Raw genomic sequence first — 16713 nt, forward strand, 5'->3', positions numbered from 1 at the left:
CCATCGAATGGACGGGGCTCTCGCCGTGGCGACCTGTCGGGTCAGGAGTTCAGGTGATCAGTGGTGGCCGTGGCCGTCCTGGATCTGCTTGTACTCCTCGACCGTGGGCTTGGCGATCTGGCTGTCGTCGCCGTAGTAGCCCTTGTTGAGCTTGATCCGGAGCTTCTCCATGCGCCCGATCTTGCGCTCCACACCGTTCTCGTCGACGGCCGGCGGAAGCTCCGCGGCCGCGTACTGCTCGTGCGCGGTGAGGCGGTGCAGCTCGCCCTGGCTGAGCGGCTGGTGGACCTCGACGAACTCACCGTGCGGCAGGCGCTTGATGATGCCGGACTCGCGGCCGTGCAGCACCTTGTCCTTGTCGCGGCGCTGGAGGCCGAGGCAGATCCGCTTGGTGGCGATGAACGCGATGACCGGGCCGACGAAGAAGAAGATCCGCACGAACCAGGTGATCGAGTTGAGCGACAGGTGGAAGTGCGTCGCCCAGAGGTCGTTTCCACCACCCACGAGCATGATCATGTACGCGGTGATCCAGGCGACACCGAAGGCGGTGCGCGTCGGAGCGTTGCGCGGGCGCTGCGCGATGTGGTGCTCGCGCTTGTCGCCCGTGATCCAGGACTCGATGAACGGGTAGACCGCGATCGCCGCGAGGACGGCCGGGAAGATGGCCAGCGGGATCATCACGCCGAGGACCAGCGTGTGGCCCCAGAGGTTGATCTCCCAGCCCGGCATGACACGGATCAGACCCTCGGCGAAGCCCATGTACCAGTCGGGCTGGGCGCCGGTGGACACCTGGTCCGGGCGGTACGGGCCGAGCGCCCAGATCGGGTTGATCGAGGCGATCGCCGAGATGACGGCGATGACACCGAAGACCAGGAAGAAGAAGCCTCCGGCCTTGGCCATGTAGACCGGCAGCAGCGGCATGCCCACGACGTTGTTGTTCGTGCGGCCGGGGCCGGCGAACTGCGTGTGCTTGTGGAAGAACACCAGGATGAGGTGGGCCACCACGAGGCCGAGCATGATGCCGGGCAGCAGCAGCACGTGGGCCGAGTAGAACCGGGCCACGAAGTCGCCGCCGGGGAACTCGCCGCCGAACAGGAACATCGAGAGGTACGTGCCGATGACCGGCACGGACAGGATCGCGCCCTGCATGAAGCGGACACCGGTGCCGGAGAGCAGGTCGTCCGGGAGCGAGTAACCGGTGAAGCCGGTGAACATGCCCAGGAAGAACAGCAGGAAGCCGAACAGCCAGTTGATCTCACGCGGCTTGCGGAACGCGCCGGTGAAGAACACGCGCATCATGTGCACGAACATGCCGGCGAGGAAGATCAGCGCCGCCCAGTGGTGGATCTGCCGGATGAGCAGACCACCGCGCACCTCGAACGAGATGTGCATGGTCGAGTTGAACGCCTCGGACATCAGCTGTCCCTGGAGCGGGACGTACGGTCCGGCGTACTCCACCTCGTTCATCGACGGGTGGAAGAACATCGTCAGATAGACGCCCGTCAGGATGATGATGAGGAAGCTGTAGAGGCAGATCTCGCCCAGCATGAAGGACCAGTGGTCCGGGAAGATCTTCCGCATGTTGGCCTTGGCCAGCGAGTAGATCCCCAGGCGACCGTCGGCCCAGTCGGCGACCCGCTCACCCGCGGGCGCCTTCTTCGATGTGTCGGTCACGGTGCTCATCCGCGCTCCCAGAAGGCAGGGCCGACGGGCTCGTCGAAGTCGCCGAGCGCCTCCAGGAAGCCCTTGTCGTTCACGCCGATCCGCAGCTGCGGGAGGGCGTGACCGGCCGGGCCGAAGATGACGCGGGCGCCGTCGGAGAGGTCGAAGGTGGACTGGTGGCACGGGCAGAGGACGTGGTGCGTCTGCTGCTCGTACAGGGAGATCGGGCAGCCCACGTGGGTGCAGATCTTCGAGAAGGCGACGATGCCCTCGTGCGACCACTCGAGCTCGCGCTTGTCCTTGATGTCCTCCGGCTGGATCCGGACGATCATCAGGGCGGCCTTGGCGATCTCGGTCTGGAAGTGGTGGTCGTGCTCCGAGAGGCCCTCGGGCATCGCGAAGGTCAGCGAACCGACGGCCACGTCCTCGGGACGCAGCGGCTCGTGCGTGTTCATGTTGATGAGCTGAAGACCCTTGGCCCACATCGTGGTCCGGAGCTTCTTCTCGGGCAGCGGGCCCATGTCACGCAGCAGCACGATGCCGGAGAGCGGTACGAGCGACAGCGCGCCGAACATCGTGTTGCGGATGAGCTTGCGGCGGCCCATGCCCGACTCGGCGGCACCGGCCGCGAAGTCCGCCATGACCTTCGCCTTGGTCTCGGCGTCGGCCTGGATCGGGTGCCGCTCGTCCGCGATCTCGACGTCGGACATCAGGGTGCGGGCCCAGTGGACCGCGCCCGCGCCGATGAAGAAGAGGGCGAGACCGAGGGTCCAGCCGAGCGCGAAGTTGAGCGCGGACACCCGGCCGAAGGGCCAGATGTACACGATCTTGTCGACCGGGAAGATCACGTACGACGCGATGAAGCCGACCGTGGCCAGCATCGACAGCGTGAACATGAAGGCGACCGCGCGCTCGGACCGACGGGCGGCCCGCTCGTCGATGTCCTGGATGCGGGGCTTGTGGGGCGGGAGGCCCGGGTCGGCGAACGGGTCGTCGGCGACCTTCACCGCGCCGTGCGCGGTGTCCTGCCCTGCCGGCAGGTTCTCTTCTGGAATCTCTTGGGTACTCATGACTTCTTGGCCTTAGCGGTGTGGGCCGCGACCCAGATGGCAACTGCGATCAGCGCACCCAGACCGAAGACCCAGGCGAACAGGCCCTCGCTGACGGGGCCGAGGCCACCGAGCTTGAGACCGCCCGGGTTGTCGGCCTTGTCGCTGTTGACGGCCTGGACGTACGCGATGATGTCCTTCTTCTCCTTCTCCGGCATGGTCGTGTCCGGGAAGGAGGGCATGTTCTGCGGGCCGGTCTGCATGGCCTCGTAGAGGTGCTTCGGGCTCACGCCTTCGAGGTTGGGGGCGTACTTGCCGTAGGTCAGCGCGCCACCCTCACCGGTGAAGTTGTGGCACTGGGCACAGTTGTTGCGGAACAGTTCGCCACCGCGGCCGATGTTGGCGCCGGCCGTGTCGTACTGGCTCTCGTTCGGCGTGATCGGGCCGGAACCGAGAGAGGCGACGTACGCCGCGAGCTGATCGATCTCAGCCTGCGAGTAGATGACCTTCTTCTTCGGGACCTGAGCGCCCGGCTGCTGGGCCGGCATACGGCCGGTGCCGACCTGGAAGTCGACGGAGGCCGAACCGACGCCCACGAGGGACGGGCCGTCGGAGGTGCCCTGACCGCCGGTTCCGTGGCAGCTGGCGCAGCCGACGGTGTAGAGCTTCTTCCCCTCCTCGATGGCCAGGGACTGGGCGGTTTCATCGGCCTTCGCCGTGCCCGCGGGCGCGAAGGCGGCGTACAGCCCCCCCGTGGCCGCCAGCGCGAGAAGTAGGACGACGACCGCCGCCAGCGGATGGCGTCGTCGTGCGGAGAGCTTTTTCACGGATTACCCCGGTGTCAGGATCTTCTGCGTCGATGCTTGCTGGATGTCTCGGTCCGCCGTGTCGGCGGCGCCGATTACTTGATCATGTAGATCGTGGCGAAGAGGCCGATCCAGACGACATCGACGAAGTGCCAGTAGTAGGACACGACGATGGCGGCGGTTGCCTGCTCGTGAGTGAACCTCTTGGCGGCGTATGTCCGGCCCAGGACCAGCAGGAAGGCGATGAGACCGCCCGTCACGTGCAGGCCGTGGAAGCCGGTGGTCAGGTAGAACACGGAGCCGTACGGCCCGGACGAGAGCGACATGCCCGCGTCCTTGACCAGCTCGGTGTACTCGAAGACCTGGCCGCCGATGAAGATCGCACCCATCACGAACGTGATGATGAACCACGTCCGGAGCTTCTTCACGTCGCCCCGCTCGGCGGCGAAGACGCCGAGCTGACAGGTGAGGGAGGAGAGCACCAGGATCGTGGTGTTGGTCGCCGAGAACGGGAAGGCCAGGTGTTCCGCCTGGGCCTTCCAATAGTCGGCACCCGTCACCGATCGCAGGGTGAAGTACATCGCGAAGAGGGCCGCGAAGAACATCAGCTCGGAACTCAACCAGATGATGGTTCCGACGCTGGTGAGGTTCGGTCGATTGACCGACGGGTGCGCGTGCCCTGTTTCTACTGTCGTTACTGTCGCCACGACCGACATTATGTCGGTCGCTTATCCCGCCCTCACTCCGGGGGGTGCCGTTCGGAGTGTCAGAGGGGTGTGTCCAGCCCATACGGCCCAGTGCGACGGCCCCCGGGCACCCTTCGAACAGGTGTTGAACGGGTGTTGACGAGGTGTGGACCGGAGTAGCATCCGCGCATCGGTCGACGACGACCCACCCGCCTTCCCAGCCGGAGGAACGATGCAGTCGAGTGCCACGGTCCTGGTCTACAGCGACGACGCGAACACCCGCGAGCAGGTACGGCTGGCGGCCGGGCGCAGGCCCGCGTCGGACGTCCCCCCGGTCGAGTTCGTGGAGTGCGCGACGCTTCCGGCGGTGCTGAAGCGCCTGGACGAGGGCGGCGTCGACGTGTGCGTCCTGGACGGGGAGGCGGTGCCGGCGGGCGGCATGGGCGTCTGCCGGCAGCTCAAGGACGAGGTCTTCCACTGCCCGCCCGTGCTGCTCCTGATCGGCCGCCCGCAGGACGCCTGGCTGGCCACCTGGAGCCGTGCGGACGCCGCGGTCACCCTTCCGGTGGAACCGGTCGAGTTCGCGGCGTCCCTCGCGGCGCTTCTGCGCTCGCGTCTGTCGATCGCCTCGTAGGCTGATCAGATCGAGGGCCTCAGGCGGGCCTTCTCGGTGGGGGCCACCGGACTTCCGGCGGCTTCCACCAGGGCGCTGCCCTGACGCCACTTGTCCCAGGACAGGTTCCAGTCGCCGAAACCGTTGCCGAAGGGGTCCATCATGTCGCCGATGCTGTTGACGGTCCTGACGATGTCGCCGGGGCGGACCGTCTCGTAGAACCAGGCCGCGTTCCCCGTCGACATGCCGACACAGCCGTGGCTGACGTTCGCCACGCCCTGTGAGCCGACGGACCAGGGCGCGGCGTGGACGTACTCACCGCTCCAGGTGACCCGGGTCGCGTAGTAGACGGGCAGGTCGTACGACTCGGAGCTGCCCTCGGCGATACCGACGCTGGTGCCGCGCATCCGGACGTAGTACTCCTTGCCCAGGATCACCTTGATGCCGTTACGGGTGGAGAAGCCCGGTTTTCCGGTGGTCACCGGAATGGTGTTGATCACTTCTCCGTTGCGCTTCACGGTCATGTAGTGCGATCCGGCGTCCGCGACGGCCTCGATCCGGTCGCCGATGGTGAGCTTCAGCGGCTTGGACGCGCCGCCGTAGAGCTTGTCGCCGACCTTGAGGCCGTCCAGGTTGCCGGTGACCGTGACGCTCGCGCCCGCGGGCCAGTACTCCTTCGGACGGAAGTGCAGCTTCTTGTCGTCCACCCAGTACCAGGAGCCCTCGACGGCGGGCGTGGAGCGGACCTTGAGGGCCCGTTCGACGACGGCGCGCGCCTTGCGGTCCTTGACGGGGAGGCTGAGCTCGGCCGTGATGGGCTGCCCGACGCCGTACGTGCCCGCCTCCGGGCCGAAGGTCGCGGTCAGGGCCCTCTTGGCCGGGGCCGTCTCGAAGGTGTACGTACGCGTACCTGGGGCGCCGTCGTCGTCCTCGGTGGAAACACGGACGGTGTAGCGGGCGCCGGCCGCCAGGGCGGCCGTGGAGCGCCAGCGCTGTCCGTCGGCGGTGAGTTCGCCGGCCAGGTGGTGTCCTGAGGCGTCGGTGGCGGTGACGTCGGTGATCCGGCCCTCGCCCTTGGCGGTGATCTCCAGGGGCTTCTCGGGGTCCGCCTTGGCGCCGTCGGCCGGGGCGCTGACCGCGAGCTGGTCCGCCGCGTCGTACGCCCTCGCCGACAGCGGATGGCCGTCGGTCTCCGTGCAGGCGGAGGCGACCACGGTGACGGTGACCGCCAGAAGAGTGCAGCTCAGAACAGTCCGAATGCGCGGCGTGTCGTTCATGGACTCACCGTAAGAACAATCCTCGGCGGCAGCGCGCCGGGTGCTCCGAAAGAGGGGCCCGGACGCTTCGGTGACGAAGTGTCCGGGCCCCTCGGTGTGCTCCGGTACGGAGCGGGGTACAGCTACTGGTTCTGGTTCTCGCCGCGGTAGAACTCGAAGACCCAGCCGAAGAGGCCGACCAGGATCAGCGGGGCGGAGAAGTACAGGATCCACCAGCCCATCGCGACGGCGAGGAAGGCGAGCGCGCCTCCGACGGCGAGCGAGAGCGGCTGCCAGCTGTGCGGGGCGAAGAAGCCGACCTCACCGGCCTCGTCCGCGACGTCGGCCTCCTTGTCGTCCTGCGCCATGGCGTCGACACGCTTGGCCGTGAAGGCCAGGTAGTAGCCGATCATGATGGACAGTCCGAACGCCAGGAACAGCGCCGTCGTACCGACCGGCTCCTTGGACCAGACGCCGTACAGGACCGCCATGGCAAGGATGAAGATGCTCAGCCAGATGAACATCTTGCCTTGGATCTTCACTTGCCGGCCTCCTTGCTGCCCGTGAGGGCCTCGGCCTCGTGCGGCTTGTTCTCGAGCTGGTCGAGAGCGGCGATCTCAGGGTGGTGCAGGTCGAACGCCGGGGATTCGGAACGGATCCGCGGCAGGGTGAGGAAGTTGTGCCGCGGCGGCGGGCAGGAGGTCGCCCACTCGAGCGAGCGGCCGTAGCCCCACGGGTCGTCGACCTCGATCTTCTTGCCGTACTTGGCGGTCTTCCAGACGTTGTAGAGGAACGGCAGGATCGACAGACCGAGCAGGAAGGAGGAGATCGTCGAGATCGTGTTCAGGGCGGTGAAGCCGTCGGCCTCGAGGTAGTCCGCGTAACGACGCGGCATGCCCTCGGCACCGAGCCAGTGCTGCACCAGGAAGGTGCCGTGGAAGCCGATGAACAGCGTCCAGAAGGTCATCTTGCCCAGGCGCTCGTCCAGCATCTTGCCCGTGAACTTCGGCCACCAGAAGTGGAAGCCGGCGAACATCGCGAAGACCACGGTGCCGAAGACGACGTAGTGGAAGTGCGCGACGACGAAGTACGAGTCGGAGACGTGGAAGTCCATCGGAGGCGAGGCCAGGATGACACCGGTCAGACCACCGAAGGTGAAGGTGACCAGGAAGCCGATCGTCCAGAGCATCGGTGTCTCGAAGGACAACGAGCCCTTCCACATCGTTCCGATCCAGTTGAAGAACTTCACGCCTGTCGGTACGGCGATGAGGAACGTCATGAAGGAGAAGAACGGCAGGAGGACGCCGCCGGTGACGTACATGTGGTGGGCCCACACGGTCACGGACAGACCGGCGATCGCGATGGTCGCGGCCACCAGGCCGATGTAGCCGAACATCGGCTTGCGGCTGAAGACCGGGATGACCTCGGAGACGATGCCGAAGAACGGCAGGGCGATGATGTACACCTCTGGGTGTCCGAAGAACCAGAAGAGGTGCTGCCACAGCAGGGCACCGCCGTTGGCCGCGTCGAAGACGTGGGCACCGAACTTGCGGTCCGCCTCCAGGGCGAACAGCGCGGCCGCCAGGACCGGGAAGGCGAGCAGGACCAGGACACCGGTCAGCAGCACGTTCCAGGTGAAGATCGGCATGCGGAACATCGTCATGCCCGGAGCGCGCATGCAGATGATCGTGGTGATGAAGTTGACCGAACCGAGGATCGTGCCGAAGCCGGAGAAGGCCAGACCCATGATCCACATGTCGGCGCCGACACCCGGCGAGCGGACGGCGTCCGACAGCGGGGAGTAGGCGAACCAGCCGAAGTCGGCCGCACCCTGCGGGGTGAGGAAGCCGGCCACCGCGATGATCGAGCCGAAGAGGTACAGCCAGTACGCGAACATGTTCAGCCGCGGGAACGCCACGTCGGGCGCGCCGATCTGCAGCGGCATGATCCAGTTCGCGAATCCGGCGAACAGCGGCGTCGCGAACATCAGCAGCATGATCGTGCCGTGCATCGTGAACGCCTGGTTGAACTGCTCGTTCGACATGATCTGCGTACCCGGACGGGCCAGCTCGGCGCGCATGAAGAGCGCCATGAGTCCGCCGATGCAGAAGAAGACGAACGACGTGACCAGGTAGAGCGTGCCGATCGTCTTGTGGTCGGTGGTGGTCAGCCACTTGATCACGACATTGCCGGGCTGCTTGCGCCGTACGGGCAGCTCGTTCTCGTACGAGTCCTCAGCTGCGGCGGCACCCTGGGTTTCGTTGTGGATGCTCACAGTTGGTTCTTCTCCGCATTCCTGGCCGGGTCCGTCTGCTCGATGCCAGACGGGATGTAGCCGGTCTGCCCCTTCTCGGCCAGCTCCTTCAGGTGCTGCTGGTAGCGCTCCGGGGAGACCACCTTGACGTTGAAGAGCATCCGGGAGTGGTCGACGCCGCAGAGCTCGGCGCACTTGCCCATGAAGGTGCCCTCGCGCGTCGGAGTCACCTCGAAGGAGTTGGTGTGACCCGGGATGACGTCCTGCTTCATCAGGAAGGGGACCACCCAGAAGGAGTGGATGACGTCACGGGAGGTCAGGACGAACCGGACCTTCTCGCCCTTCGGCAGCCACAGGGTCGGGCCCGGGTTGCCGTTCTGCGGGTTGCGGTCGCCCGGGATACCGGCGTCGTAGACGCCGCCGGCGTTCTCCGGGAAGTCCGCGAGGAACTTGTCCGGGATCGAGGCGAGGTTCTTGTCCGTCTTGGCGTCACCCTTCACACCGGGCACGTTCTCGACGTAGTTGAAGCCCCAGCTCCACTGGTAGCCGACCACGTTGATCGTGTGGGCCGGCTTCGGGGTGAGCTCGAGGAGCTTCGACTCGTCGCGCGCGGTGAAGTAGAAGAGCACCGAGACGATGATGAGGGGGGTGACCGTGTACAGCGCCTCGATGGGCATGTTGTAACGGGTCTGCGGAGGTACCTCGACCTTGGTCCGGCTGCGCCGGTGGAAGATCGTGGCCCAGAGGATCAGGCCCCACACCAGGACGCCCGTGACGAGCGCGGCAGCCCACGAGCCCTGCCACAGGGAGAGGATCCGAGGCGCCTCTTCCGTGACGGGGGTGGGCATGCCAAGGCGGGGGAAGTCTTCCCAGTTGTACGAGCAGCCCGTGGCTGTCGCCAGGATCAGGCCCGCAGTCAGCACCTGCGGCAGCTTCCGCCGCATCGGGCGCCGCGACGAGCGGTCGGAGCCGTTGGGACTCACGTAGCGCCTTCCCGAGAGTCTCGGCCCGCAGTGGTCGGCCACGGCCGTCCGTCTCGCTGGTCGGTCGCCGCCCCGGCCGCGGGCAGGGGTTTGGATGTTTATGCGGACCAAACCCTACTGGACGCTATTTGGGGTCGCGCGGGGAGGGTGCCCAACGCGCCGTCCGAGTCCCCGAAGGGGTGGACTCCGGGGTTCCGCAGGGGGGTCGGGCGCGTCCGTTCGGCCGTCCGGCGGTGCGCCGGGCCGCCCCTCTGACGGGGGCTCACCAGGGGTGGGGCGGGCGCGGGCGGCGGGGCGGCGCGGGGGCGGGCGGCGGGCGGACCGAGGTCGCGCCACGGGCGGACGGAGGACTCGCCACGGGCGGACGGAACTCCTCGGCCGTAAGCCTCTACCGTGGGCGGATGCCGTACTTCGACGCCGCGTCCGCCGCCCCGCTGCACCCCGTCGCCCGTCAGGCGATGCTCGCCTCCCTGGACGAGGGCTGGGCCGACCCGGCCCGGCTGTACCGGGAGGGCAGGCGGGCCCGGCTGCTCCTCGACGCGGCGCGGGAGGCGGCGGCGGAGGCCGTGGGCTGCCGCCCGGACGAGCTGGTGTTCACTCCTTCGGGGACGCGTGCGGTTCACGCGGGAATCTCCGGAGCTCTCGCGGGGCGGCGGCGTGTCGGGAGCGGGCTCGTGGTCTCCGCGGTCGAACACTCCTCCGTCCTGCACGCGGCCGAGGCGCACACGGCGGCCGGCGGGGCCGTGACCGAGGTGCCGGTGGACCGGTCCGGGGCGGTCGACGCGGCCGTCTTCGCGGCGGCCCTCGACCAGGGGACGGCCCTGGCGTGTCTCCAGTCGGCCAACCACGAGGTGGGGACCGCGCAGCCGGTGGCGGAGGTGGCCGATGCCTGCCGGGCGGTGGGCGTGCCGCTGCTCGTGGACGCGGCCCAGTCGCTGGGCTGGGGGCCGGTGGACGGCGCGTGGTCGCTCCTCGCGGCGAGCGCGCACAAGTGGGGCGGGCCGGCGGGGGTGGGGCTGCTCGCCGTGCGGAAGGGGGTCCGGTTCGCGCCGCAAGGCCCCTCGGACGAGCGGGAGTCGGGCCGGGCGCCCGGCTTCGAGAACCTGCCGGCGATCGTGGCGGCGGCGGCCTCGCTGCGCGCGGTCCGGGCCGAGGCGGAGGCGGAGGGGGCGCGGCTGCGGGCCCTGGTGGACCGGATCCGGGCGCGGGTGCCGGAGCTGGTGCCGGACGTGGAGGTGGTGGGCGACGCGGTGCGGCGGCTGCCGCATCTGGTCACCTTCTCCTGTCTGTACGTCGACGGGGAGACGCTCCTCCACGAGTTGGACCGGGAGGGTTTCTCCGTTTCATCCGGTTCGTCGTGTACGAGTTCCACGCTGACGCCCAGCCATGTGCTGCGCGCGATGGGGGTGCTGAGCGAGGGGAACGTCCGGGTGTCGCTGCCGGCCGGCACCTCGGCGGACGACGTGGACCGCTTCCTCGACGTCCTGCCGGGGCTGGTCGCGGGGGTACGGGAACGGCTCGGCGCCCCGGTCGCGTCCCCGGCCCCGGCGGCCACCGCCGGCCCCCTCGTCGTGGACGCCCTGGGCAAGCGGTGCCCGATCCCGGTGATCGAACTGGCGAAGATGTTCGGGGAGGTCCCGGTGGGCGCGACGGTGACGGTGCTGTCGGACGACGAGGCGGCGCGGCTCGACATTCCGGCGTGGTGCGAGATGCGGGGCCAGGAGTACGTGGGCGAACGGGACTCGCCCCGGGGCGGCCGGGCGTACGTGGTCCGCCGGCTGACATGACACCGGGCGCGCGACGCCTGTGCGGCGTGGCTTGGTACTCGCGCCTGCCCCCGCGACTGGGCACCCGGTCCTGTCCTCGCGGCTTGGTGCCCGCGCCTGCCTGCACGGCTTGGCGCCCGCGCTTGCCTCGCGCGACTGGGCGCCCGGGCCTGCCCGCGCGGCTGGGTGCCCGGGCCTGCCCGTGCGACGGGGCCCGGGCTTGCCCCTACGGCATGGTGCCCGCGCCCGCCCCGCGCGACTGGGCGCCCGGGCCTGCCCGTGCGGCTTGGTACCTGGGCCTGCCCCCGCGTGGCTTGGTGCCCGGGCCTGGCCGTGGGCGGGGCCCGGGTTCGCGCCTACGACGTGGTGTCCGGGCCCGCCCGTACGGCTGGCGCCCCGCCCACCCCCGTGTGGGCAATCGTCCCGCAGGGCGGGACGGGTGGGCACACGGGACGGCGCCCTCGGCGGCGCCTCCGCCCCCTGCGCCTTGACCCGCACCACATGTGCGGCGCGCATCGGGTGCGGGTTCAGGCGCGGGAGCCTAGGCCCGGCACGGGGCGCCGTTCCGTTGTGCCCACCCGTTCCGCCCCAGCGGAACAGTTGCCCACAACGGCGGGGGCGCCGTCCGGTGGGGGGCCATGCCCGCAACGGGGCGGGCCGGGCCGGCCCAGCGAGGGCCACGACGGTGGTGGGCTCCGGCCCGCGGGGCGGGTGCCCACTACGGGGGCTCCGCCCCGTGGGGGCGACCGGTGCCGTCGGCGGCGGGGCTCGGTGCCGTCAGTTCAGGTGGGAGTGGACTTCGGTGGCGGCCGTGTCGCCGTAGGCCTTGGTGAAGCGCTCCATGAAGTTCGCCCGCCGCAGCGTGTACTCCTGCGTCCCCAGCGTCTCGATGACCAGCGTGGCCAGCATGCAGCCGACCTGCGCCGCACGCTCCAGGCCGACGCCCCAGGACAGGCCGGTGAGGAAGCCGGCGCGGAAGGCGTCGCCGACGCCGGTCGGGTCGACCTTGGCGTTCTCCTCGGGGCAGCCGACCTCGATCGGCGTCTCGCCGACGCGCTCGATGCGCACACCGCGCGAGCCGAGGGTGGTGACCCGGTGGCCGACGCGGGAGAGGATCTCGGCGTCGGTCCAGCCCGTCTTGGACTCGATGAGGCCCTTCTCGTACTCGTTGGAGAAGAGGTAGGTCGCCCCGTCGAGCAGGGTCCGGATCTCGTCGCCGCCCATGCGGGCGATCTGCTGCGAGAAGTCGGCGGCGAAGGGGATCCCCCGCGTCTTGCACTCCTCGGTGTGGCGGAGCATCGCCTCGGGGTCGTCGGCGCCGATCAGGACCAGGTCGAGCCCGCCCACCCGGTCGGCGACGGCCTTGAGCTCGATCAGCCGGGCCTCGCTCATCGCGCCCGTGTAGAAGGAGCCGATCTGGTTGTGGTCCTTGTCGGTGGTGCAGACGAAGCGGGCGGTGTGCAGCACCTCGGAGATGCGCACCGAGCCGGTGTCGACGCCGTGCCGGTCGAGCCAGCCGCGGTACTCGTCGAAGTCGTACCCGGCCGCGCCCACCAGGATCGGGGTGCCGCCGAGCTGCCCCATGCCGAAGCAGATGTTGGGGCCGACGCCGCCGCGCCGGACGTCGAGGTTGTCGACGAGGAAGGAGAGGGACACCGTGTGGAGCTGGTCGGCCACGAGCTGGTCGGCGAACCGGCCGGGGAAGGTCATGAGGTGGTCGGTGGCGATGGAGCCGGTGACTGCGATACGCACGGCGGGGTGCTCCTGCGGGATTCGGTTGAGGGGCGTCGTGGCCGACGGAAGGCCGGCACTTCACGCTACCGGCTGGGGACGCGGCTGCCGACCAGTGGAAACTACCCCAGAGTAGGTCTTTTCCCCGGGGGCGTGTGGTGCATACGGTGCGCCCATGACCACGTACCCCGCTCCCCGCGAGCGTCACGAGCCGGAGTTGAGCCTCGCCGACCTGCGCGGCGACAGCGCGCGCATGGCTCCGCACTGGGTGACCCCGGTCTCCCCCGCCCCCGCTCCCGTCTCCCCGGCACTGATCCACGGGGTCGTCGTACCGGCCGCTTCGGCGCGGCTGATCGACGCCACCGCGGAGTACGGGGGCTGACGGACGGAACCGCTAGCCCGCCCGCTCCGTCCCATCGGCGTCCGGTCGAGACGAGGGAGCGTTGTGGTGAGCGGTACGGAGAACGTACGGAGGCGGCGGAACGTCCTGGCGACCTCGGTGGCGGCGGGTGTGCTGATCGCCGGCGGCGGTGGCGTGTACCTCGCCACCGCGGCGTCCGGTGGCGGCGACGGCCCCGCCGCCCGGGCCGCCGACGCCGGCGGGCCGCCCCCGCCGCTGCGCCTGGAGGGCGACGGCGGCAGCGGCGGTACATCGGGAGGCCCCGGGATCGCTCCCGGCGAGCCCGACCCCGGAGGCGGTCCGAACGGGACCGTCTACACAGCCAAGGGCCCACTCCCCCAGGGGCCCTCCTCGGCCGCGGTCCACCGGCCCGAGGGCCTGGTCACCTCGGCGGAGGTGACCAGGCTGGCCGCGGCGCTGGGCATCTCCGGCAGTCCCGCCCTGGTGGGCGACGTCTGGACGATCCGGCCCGAGAAGGACGGTTCGGGGCCCCGGCTCGACGTGACGCGCAAGGCCCCGGGGAACTGGACGTACTCCTGGTACGACGGCGGCCCCGCCGGTGACACCTGCCTCAAGGGCAAGGCCTGTCCGCCGCCGGGGGAGACGAAGCCCTCGCCCGGCGGTACGCCGCTGAGCGAGGCCGCGGCGAAGGCGGCTGCCGCGCCCGTCCTGAAGGCGCTCGGGCAGGACGACGCGAAGGTCTCGGCCACCGGGGTGACGAACGGTTCGGTACGGGTGGTCAACGCCGATCCGGTCGTCGGCGGCCTGCCGACCTACGGCTGGTCCACGGGGCTGCACATCGCCCGGGACGGCCGGACGGTCGCCGGGAGCGGGACGCTCAAGGAGCCGGTCGAGGGCGCCACGTATCCGGTGGTCGGCGCGGCGAAGGCGCTGGCCGCGCTGAACGAGGACTCGAAGGGCACCGGGCCGATCGGCATCGGTCACTGCCCCACGGCCCCGCCTGCGGCGGACGTGCCCGGTGCCGGTACGGACGGGGAGCGCGCGCCGGCCTCGCGGACGGCCGAGCCGACCGAGCCCTGCCAGACGATCGTGGACATGGCGGCTCCGGACCAGGTGCCGGTGACGGGCGCGGTGCTGGGCCTGGCCGCTCAGGACACGGCCGACGGGCGGGTGCTCGTACCGTCGTGGCTGTTCACCGCCGATCCGGCGGACGCGGCGCCGTACACGGTGGTGCGGACGGCGGTGGCGCCGGAGCACGTGCAGCCGCCGGCGAAGCCCTCGCCGGAGCCGACGCCCCCGCCGGAGGAGGGGACGGCGCCGGCGCGGCAGGTCGAGTCGTTCCGTACGGACGCGGCCGGCCGGAAGCTGACGGTCAGCTTCTGGGGCGGGGTGTGCAGCACGTTCACCGTGACGGCCGAGGAGAGCGCCTCGAAGGTGTCGGTGCGGATCACCGAGAAGCCGATCGACCCGGGCCGGATGTGCATCATGGTCGCCAAGCAGATCACGCAGACCGTGACGCTCCAGGACCCGCTGGGCGACCGGCCCGTGGTGGACGCGGCCAGTGGGGAGGCGGTGCCGCGCCGCTGAACCGGCGGCTCGGACGGGACAGCAGGCATGCGTGAGGGCGGCGGCCCGGGACTGGATCCCGGGCCGCCGCCCTCACGCATACGCCGTGTGCGACTTAGCTGAACGAGTCACCGCAGGCGCAGGAGCCCGTGGCGTTCGGGTTGTCGATGGTGAAGCCCTGCTTCTCGATGGTGTCGACGAAGTCGATCGACGCGCCGCCGAGGTACGGGGCGCTCATGCGGTCGGTGACGACCTTGACGCCGTCGAAGTCCTTCACGACATCGCCGTCGAGCGAGCGCTCGTCGAAGAACAGCTGGTAACGCAGGCCGGAGCAGCCGCCGGGCTGAACGGCGACGCGCAGGGCCAGGTCCTCGCGGCCTTCCTGTTCGAGGAGGGCCTTGACCTTGGCCGCGGCGGCGTCGGACAGGAGGATGCCGTCGCTGACAGTGGTCTTCTCGTCCGATACGGACATCTGCTTCTCTCCCGGTGTGTACGGAGACTGCTTGCCGACGGTTGCAACCGACGGTGCCCCGGATTCATTCCGGGCCGAGTGGGTCTTTACTCCTTCATGCTCGCACACCCTGTCCAGGAGCGGGGACGGTGAAGTCCAGCTGCGGGGACCGCGAATTCGTCACATCGACACTATGGCCGTCGTCATCGTGACGTGAAGCGGTTATGATAGATAACGTCATTTCGACGAAAAGCATCCCCGAAGCTCCCCGAAGAAAGGGTGCGTGACGTGACCACGGCCCAAGCCCGTCAGGAACTCGACGTACAGCCGACGCCGCTCGCCCTGCTCCTGCTCGGCCGCGAGGCCGACCCGAAGAGCGAGCGCGGAGTGGAGTGCCCCGGCGATCTGCCGTCGCCCTCCGACCCCGACCTCGTGGAGCGTGCCCGCGCGGCCAAGGAGAAGCTCGGGGACAAGGTCTTCGTGCTCGGCCACCACTACCAGCGTGACGAGGTCATCCAGTTCGCCGACGTCACGGGTGACTCCTTCAAGCTCGCGCGCGACGCGGCGGCCAAGCCCGAGGCCGAGTACATCGTGTTCTGCGGTGTGCACTTCATGGCCGAGTCGGCCGACATCCTCACCGGTGACGACCAGAAGGTCGTCCTGCCCGACCTGGCGGCCGGCTGCTCGATGGCCGACATGGCCACCGCCGAGCAGGTCGCCGAGTGCTGGGACGTGCTGACCGAGGCCGGCATCGCCGAGCAGGTCGTGCCCGTCTCGTACATGAACTCCTCCGCCGACATCAAGGCCTTCACCGGCAAGCACGGCGGCACCATCTGCACCTCGTCCAACGCCGAGCGGGCCCTGGACTGGGCCTTCGAGCAGGGCGAGAAGGTGCTGTTCCTGCCCGACCAGCACCTGGGCCGCAACACCGCCGTCCGCGACATGGGGATGTCCCTGGACGACTGCGTGCTCTACAACCCGCACAAGCCCAACGGCGGACTGACCGTCGAGGAGCTGCGCGCCGCCAAGATGATCCTGTGGCGGGGTCACTGCTCGGTGCACGGCCGCTTCTCGCTGGACTCGGTGAACGACGTGCGCGAGCGCATCCCCGGGGTGAACGTGCTGGTCCACCCCGAGTGCCGCCACGAGGTCGTCGCCGCCGCGGACTACGTGGGCTCGACCGAGTACATCATCAACACCCTGGAGGCGGCCCCGGCCGGTTCCTCGTGGGCGATCGGTACGGAGCTGAACCTGGTCCGGCGGCTGGCGAACCGGTTCGCCGACCAGGGCAAGGAGATCGTCTTCCTCGACAAGACGGTCTGCTTCTGCTCGACGATGAACCGGATCGACCTGCCGCACCTGGTGTGGACCCTGGAGTCCCTGGCCGAGGGCAACCTCGTCAACCAGATCCAGGTCGACAAGGAGACGGAGAGCTTCGCCAAGCTGGCCCTCGAACGGATGCTGGCTCTGCCGTAACGGTTCTCCGGAGGGTTCTCCGCCGAATACGCCGAACACGCCGAAGGGCGCCC

General features: G+C 69.5%; 15 protein-coding genes. 5 read left to right on the top strand and 10 right to left on the bottom strand.

The genetic code is table 11. From position 1 onward, the window contains the following. Positions 1-57 precede the first annotated feature (57 nt). The 4 genes from qcrB to ctaE all read right to left on the bottom strand — a co-directional run bounded on the left by qcrB (position 58) and on the right by ctaE (position 4233). Complete coding sequence (qcrB, locus tag AMK29_RS01700) at positions 58-1683, bottom strand: cytochrome bc1 complex cytochrome b subunit (RefSeq protein WP_073806800.1); 1626 nt, start codon at positions 1681-1683, stop codon at positions 58-60. Beyond that, positions 1680-2732, bottom strand: a complete 1053-nt coding sequence (gene qcrA / locus AMK29_RS01705; protein WP_073806801.1) for a cytochrome bc1 complex Rieske iron-sulfur subunit — start codon at positions 2730-2732, stop codon at positions 1680-1682. The genes qcrB and qcrA overlap by 4 nt, the downstream gene beginning before the upstream one ends. Then, positions 2729-3538, bottom strand: coding sequence for a cytochrome bc1 complex diheme cytochrome c subunit (gene qcrC / locus AMK29_RS01710; RefSeq protein ID WP_073806802.1), 810 nt, complete (start codon positions 3536-3538; stop codon positions 2729-2731). Before qcrC ends, qcrA begins: the two co-directional genes overlap by 4 nt. A 74-nt stretch (positions 3539-3612) precedes the next feature. Then, on the bottom strand, positions 3613-4233 hold the full coding sequence (gene ctaE / locus AMK29_RS01715) for an aa3-type cytochrome oxidase subunit III (protein WP_073806803.1): 621 nt from the start codon (positions 4231-4233) through the stop codon (positions 3613-3615). Between the two features lie 202 nt (positions 4234-4435). Here ctaE and AMK29_RS01720 point away from each other — a divergent pair, with 202 nt between their 5' ends. Then, complete coding sequence (locus AMK29_RS01720; protein ID WP_073806804.1) at positions 4436-4837, top strand: response regulator transcription factor; 402 nt, start codon at positions 4436-4438, stop codon at positions 4835-4837. A gap of 5 nt (positions 4838-4842) precedes the next feature. Here the strand turns inward: AMK29_RS01720 and AMK29_RS01725 are convergent, their stop codons facing one another. From AMK29_RS01725 to ctaC, 4 genes are all read right to left on the bottom strand, one after another. Continuing rightward, positions 4843-6093 carry a L,D-transpeptidase gene (locus tag AMK29_RS01725; protein WP_073806805.1) on the bottom strand — a complete coding sequence of 417 codons (1251 nt, stop codon included), beginning with the start codon at positions 6091-6093 and terminating at the stop codon, positions 4843-4845. Positions 6094-6215: 122 nt separating this feature from the next. Continuing rightward, positions 6216-6614, bottom strand: coding sequence for a cytochrome c oxidase subunit 4 (locus tag AMK29_RS01730; protein ID WP_073806806.1), 399 nt, complete (start codon positions 6612-6614; stop codon positions 6216-6218). Further along, complete coding sequence (gene ctaD, locus AMK29_RS01735; protein ID WP_073806807.1) at positions 6611-8347, bottom strand: aa3-type cytochrome oxidase subunit I; 1737 nt, start codon at positions 8345-8347, stop codon at positions 6611-6613. Before ctaD ends, AMK29_RS01730 begins: the two co-directional genes overlap by 4 nt. Further along, on the bottom strand, positions 8344-9309 hold the full coding sequence (gene ctaC / locus AMK29_RS01740; protein ID WP_073806808.1) for an aa3-type cytochrome oxidase subunit II: 966 nt from the start codon (positions 9307-9309) through the stop codon (positions 8344-8346). Before ctaC ends, ctaD begins: the two co-directional genes overlap by 4 nt. Positions 9310-9710: 401 nt before the next feature. Here ctaC and AMK29_RS01745 point away from each other — a divergent pair, with 401 nt between their 5' ends. Then, positions 9711-11096, top strand: a complete 1386-nt coding sequence (locus AMK29_RS01745) for a cysteine desulfurase/sulfurtransferase TusA family protein (protein WP_073806809.1) — start codon at positions 9711-9713, stop codon at positions 11094-11096. Between the two features lie 756 nt (positions 11097-11852). Here the strand turns inward: AMK29_RS01745 and AMK29_RS01750 are convergent. Then, on the bottom strand, positions 11853-12827 hold the full coding sequence (locus tag AMK29_RS01750; protein WP_073806810.1) for a carbohydrate kinase family protein: 975 nt from the start codon (positions 12825-12827) through the stop codon (positions 11853-11855). A 154-nt stretch (positions 12828-12981) separates the two neighbouring features. On the opposite strand from AMK29_RS01750, the gene AMK29_RS01755 reads away from it, so the two are divergent. Then, on the top strand, positions 12982-13188 hold the full coding sequence (locus tag AMK29_RS01755) for a hypothetical protein (protein WP_073806811.1): 207 nt from the start codon (positions 12982-12984) through the stop codon (positions 13186-13188). Positions 13189-13254: 66 nt separating this feature from the next. Then, on the top strand, positions 13255-14754 hold the full coding sequence (locus AMK29_RS01760) for a hypothetical protein (RefSeq protein WP_073806812.1): 1500 nt from the start codon (positions 13255-13257) through the stop codon (positions 14752-14754). Positions 14755-14848: 94 nt separating this feature from the next. Here the strand turns inward: AMK29_RS01760 and AMK29_RS01765 are convergent, their stop codons facing one another. Further along, complete coding sequence (locus AMK29_RS01765) at positions 14849-15205, bottom strand: iron-sulfur cluster assembly accessory protein (RefSeq protein ID WP_073806813.1); 357 nt, start codon at positions 15203-15205, stop codon at positions 14849-14851. Between the two features lie 258 nt (positions 15206-15463). Here AMK29_RS01765 and nadA point away from each other — a divergent pair, with 258 nt between their 5' ends. Further along, positions 15464-16660, top strand: coding sequence for a quinolinate synthase NadA (nadA, locus tag AMK29_RS01770; RefSeq protein WP_073806814.1), 1197 nt, complete (start codon positions 15464-15466; stop codon positions 16658-16660). Positions 16661-16713 lie beyond the last annotated feature (53 nt).

Origin of the sequence: Streptomyces sp. CB02261, assembly GCF_001905665.1 — a bacterium.
Classification (GTDB): Bacteria; Actinomycetota; Actinomycetes; order Streptomycetales; family Streptomycetaceae; genus Streptomyces.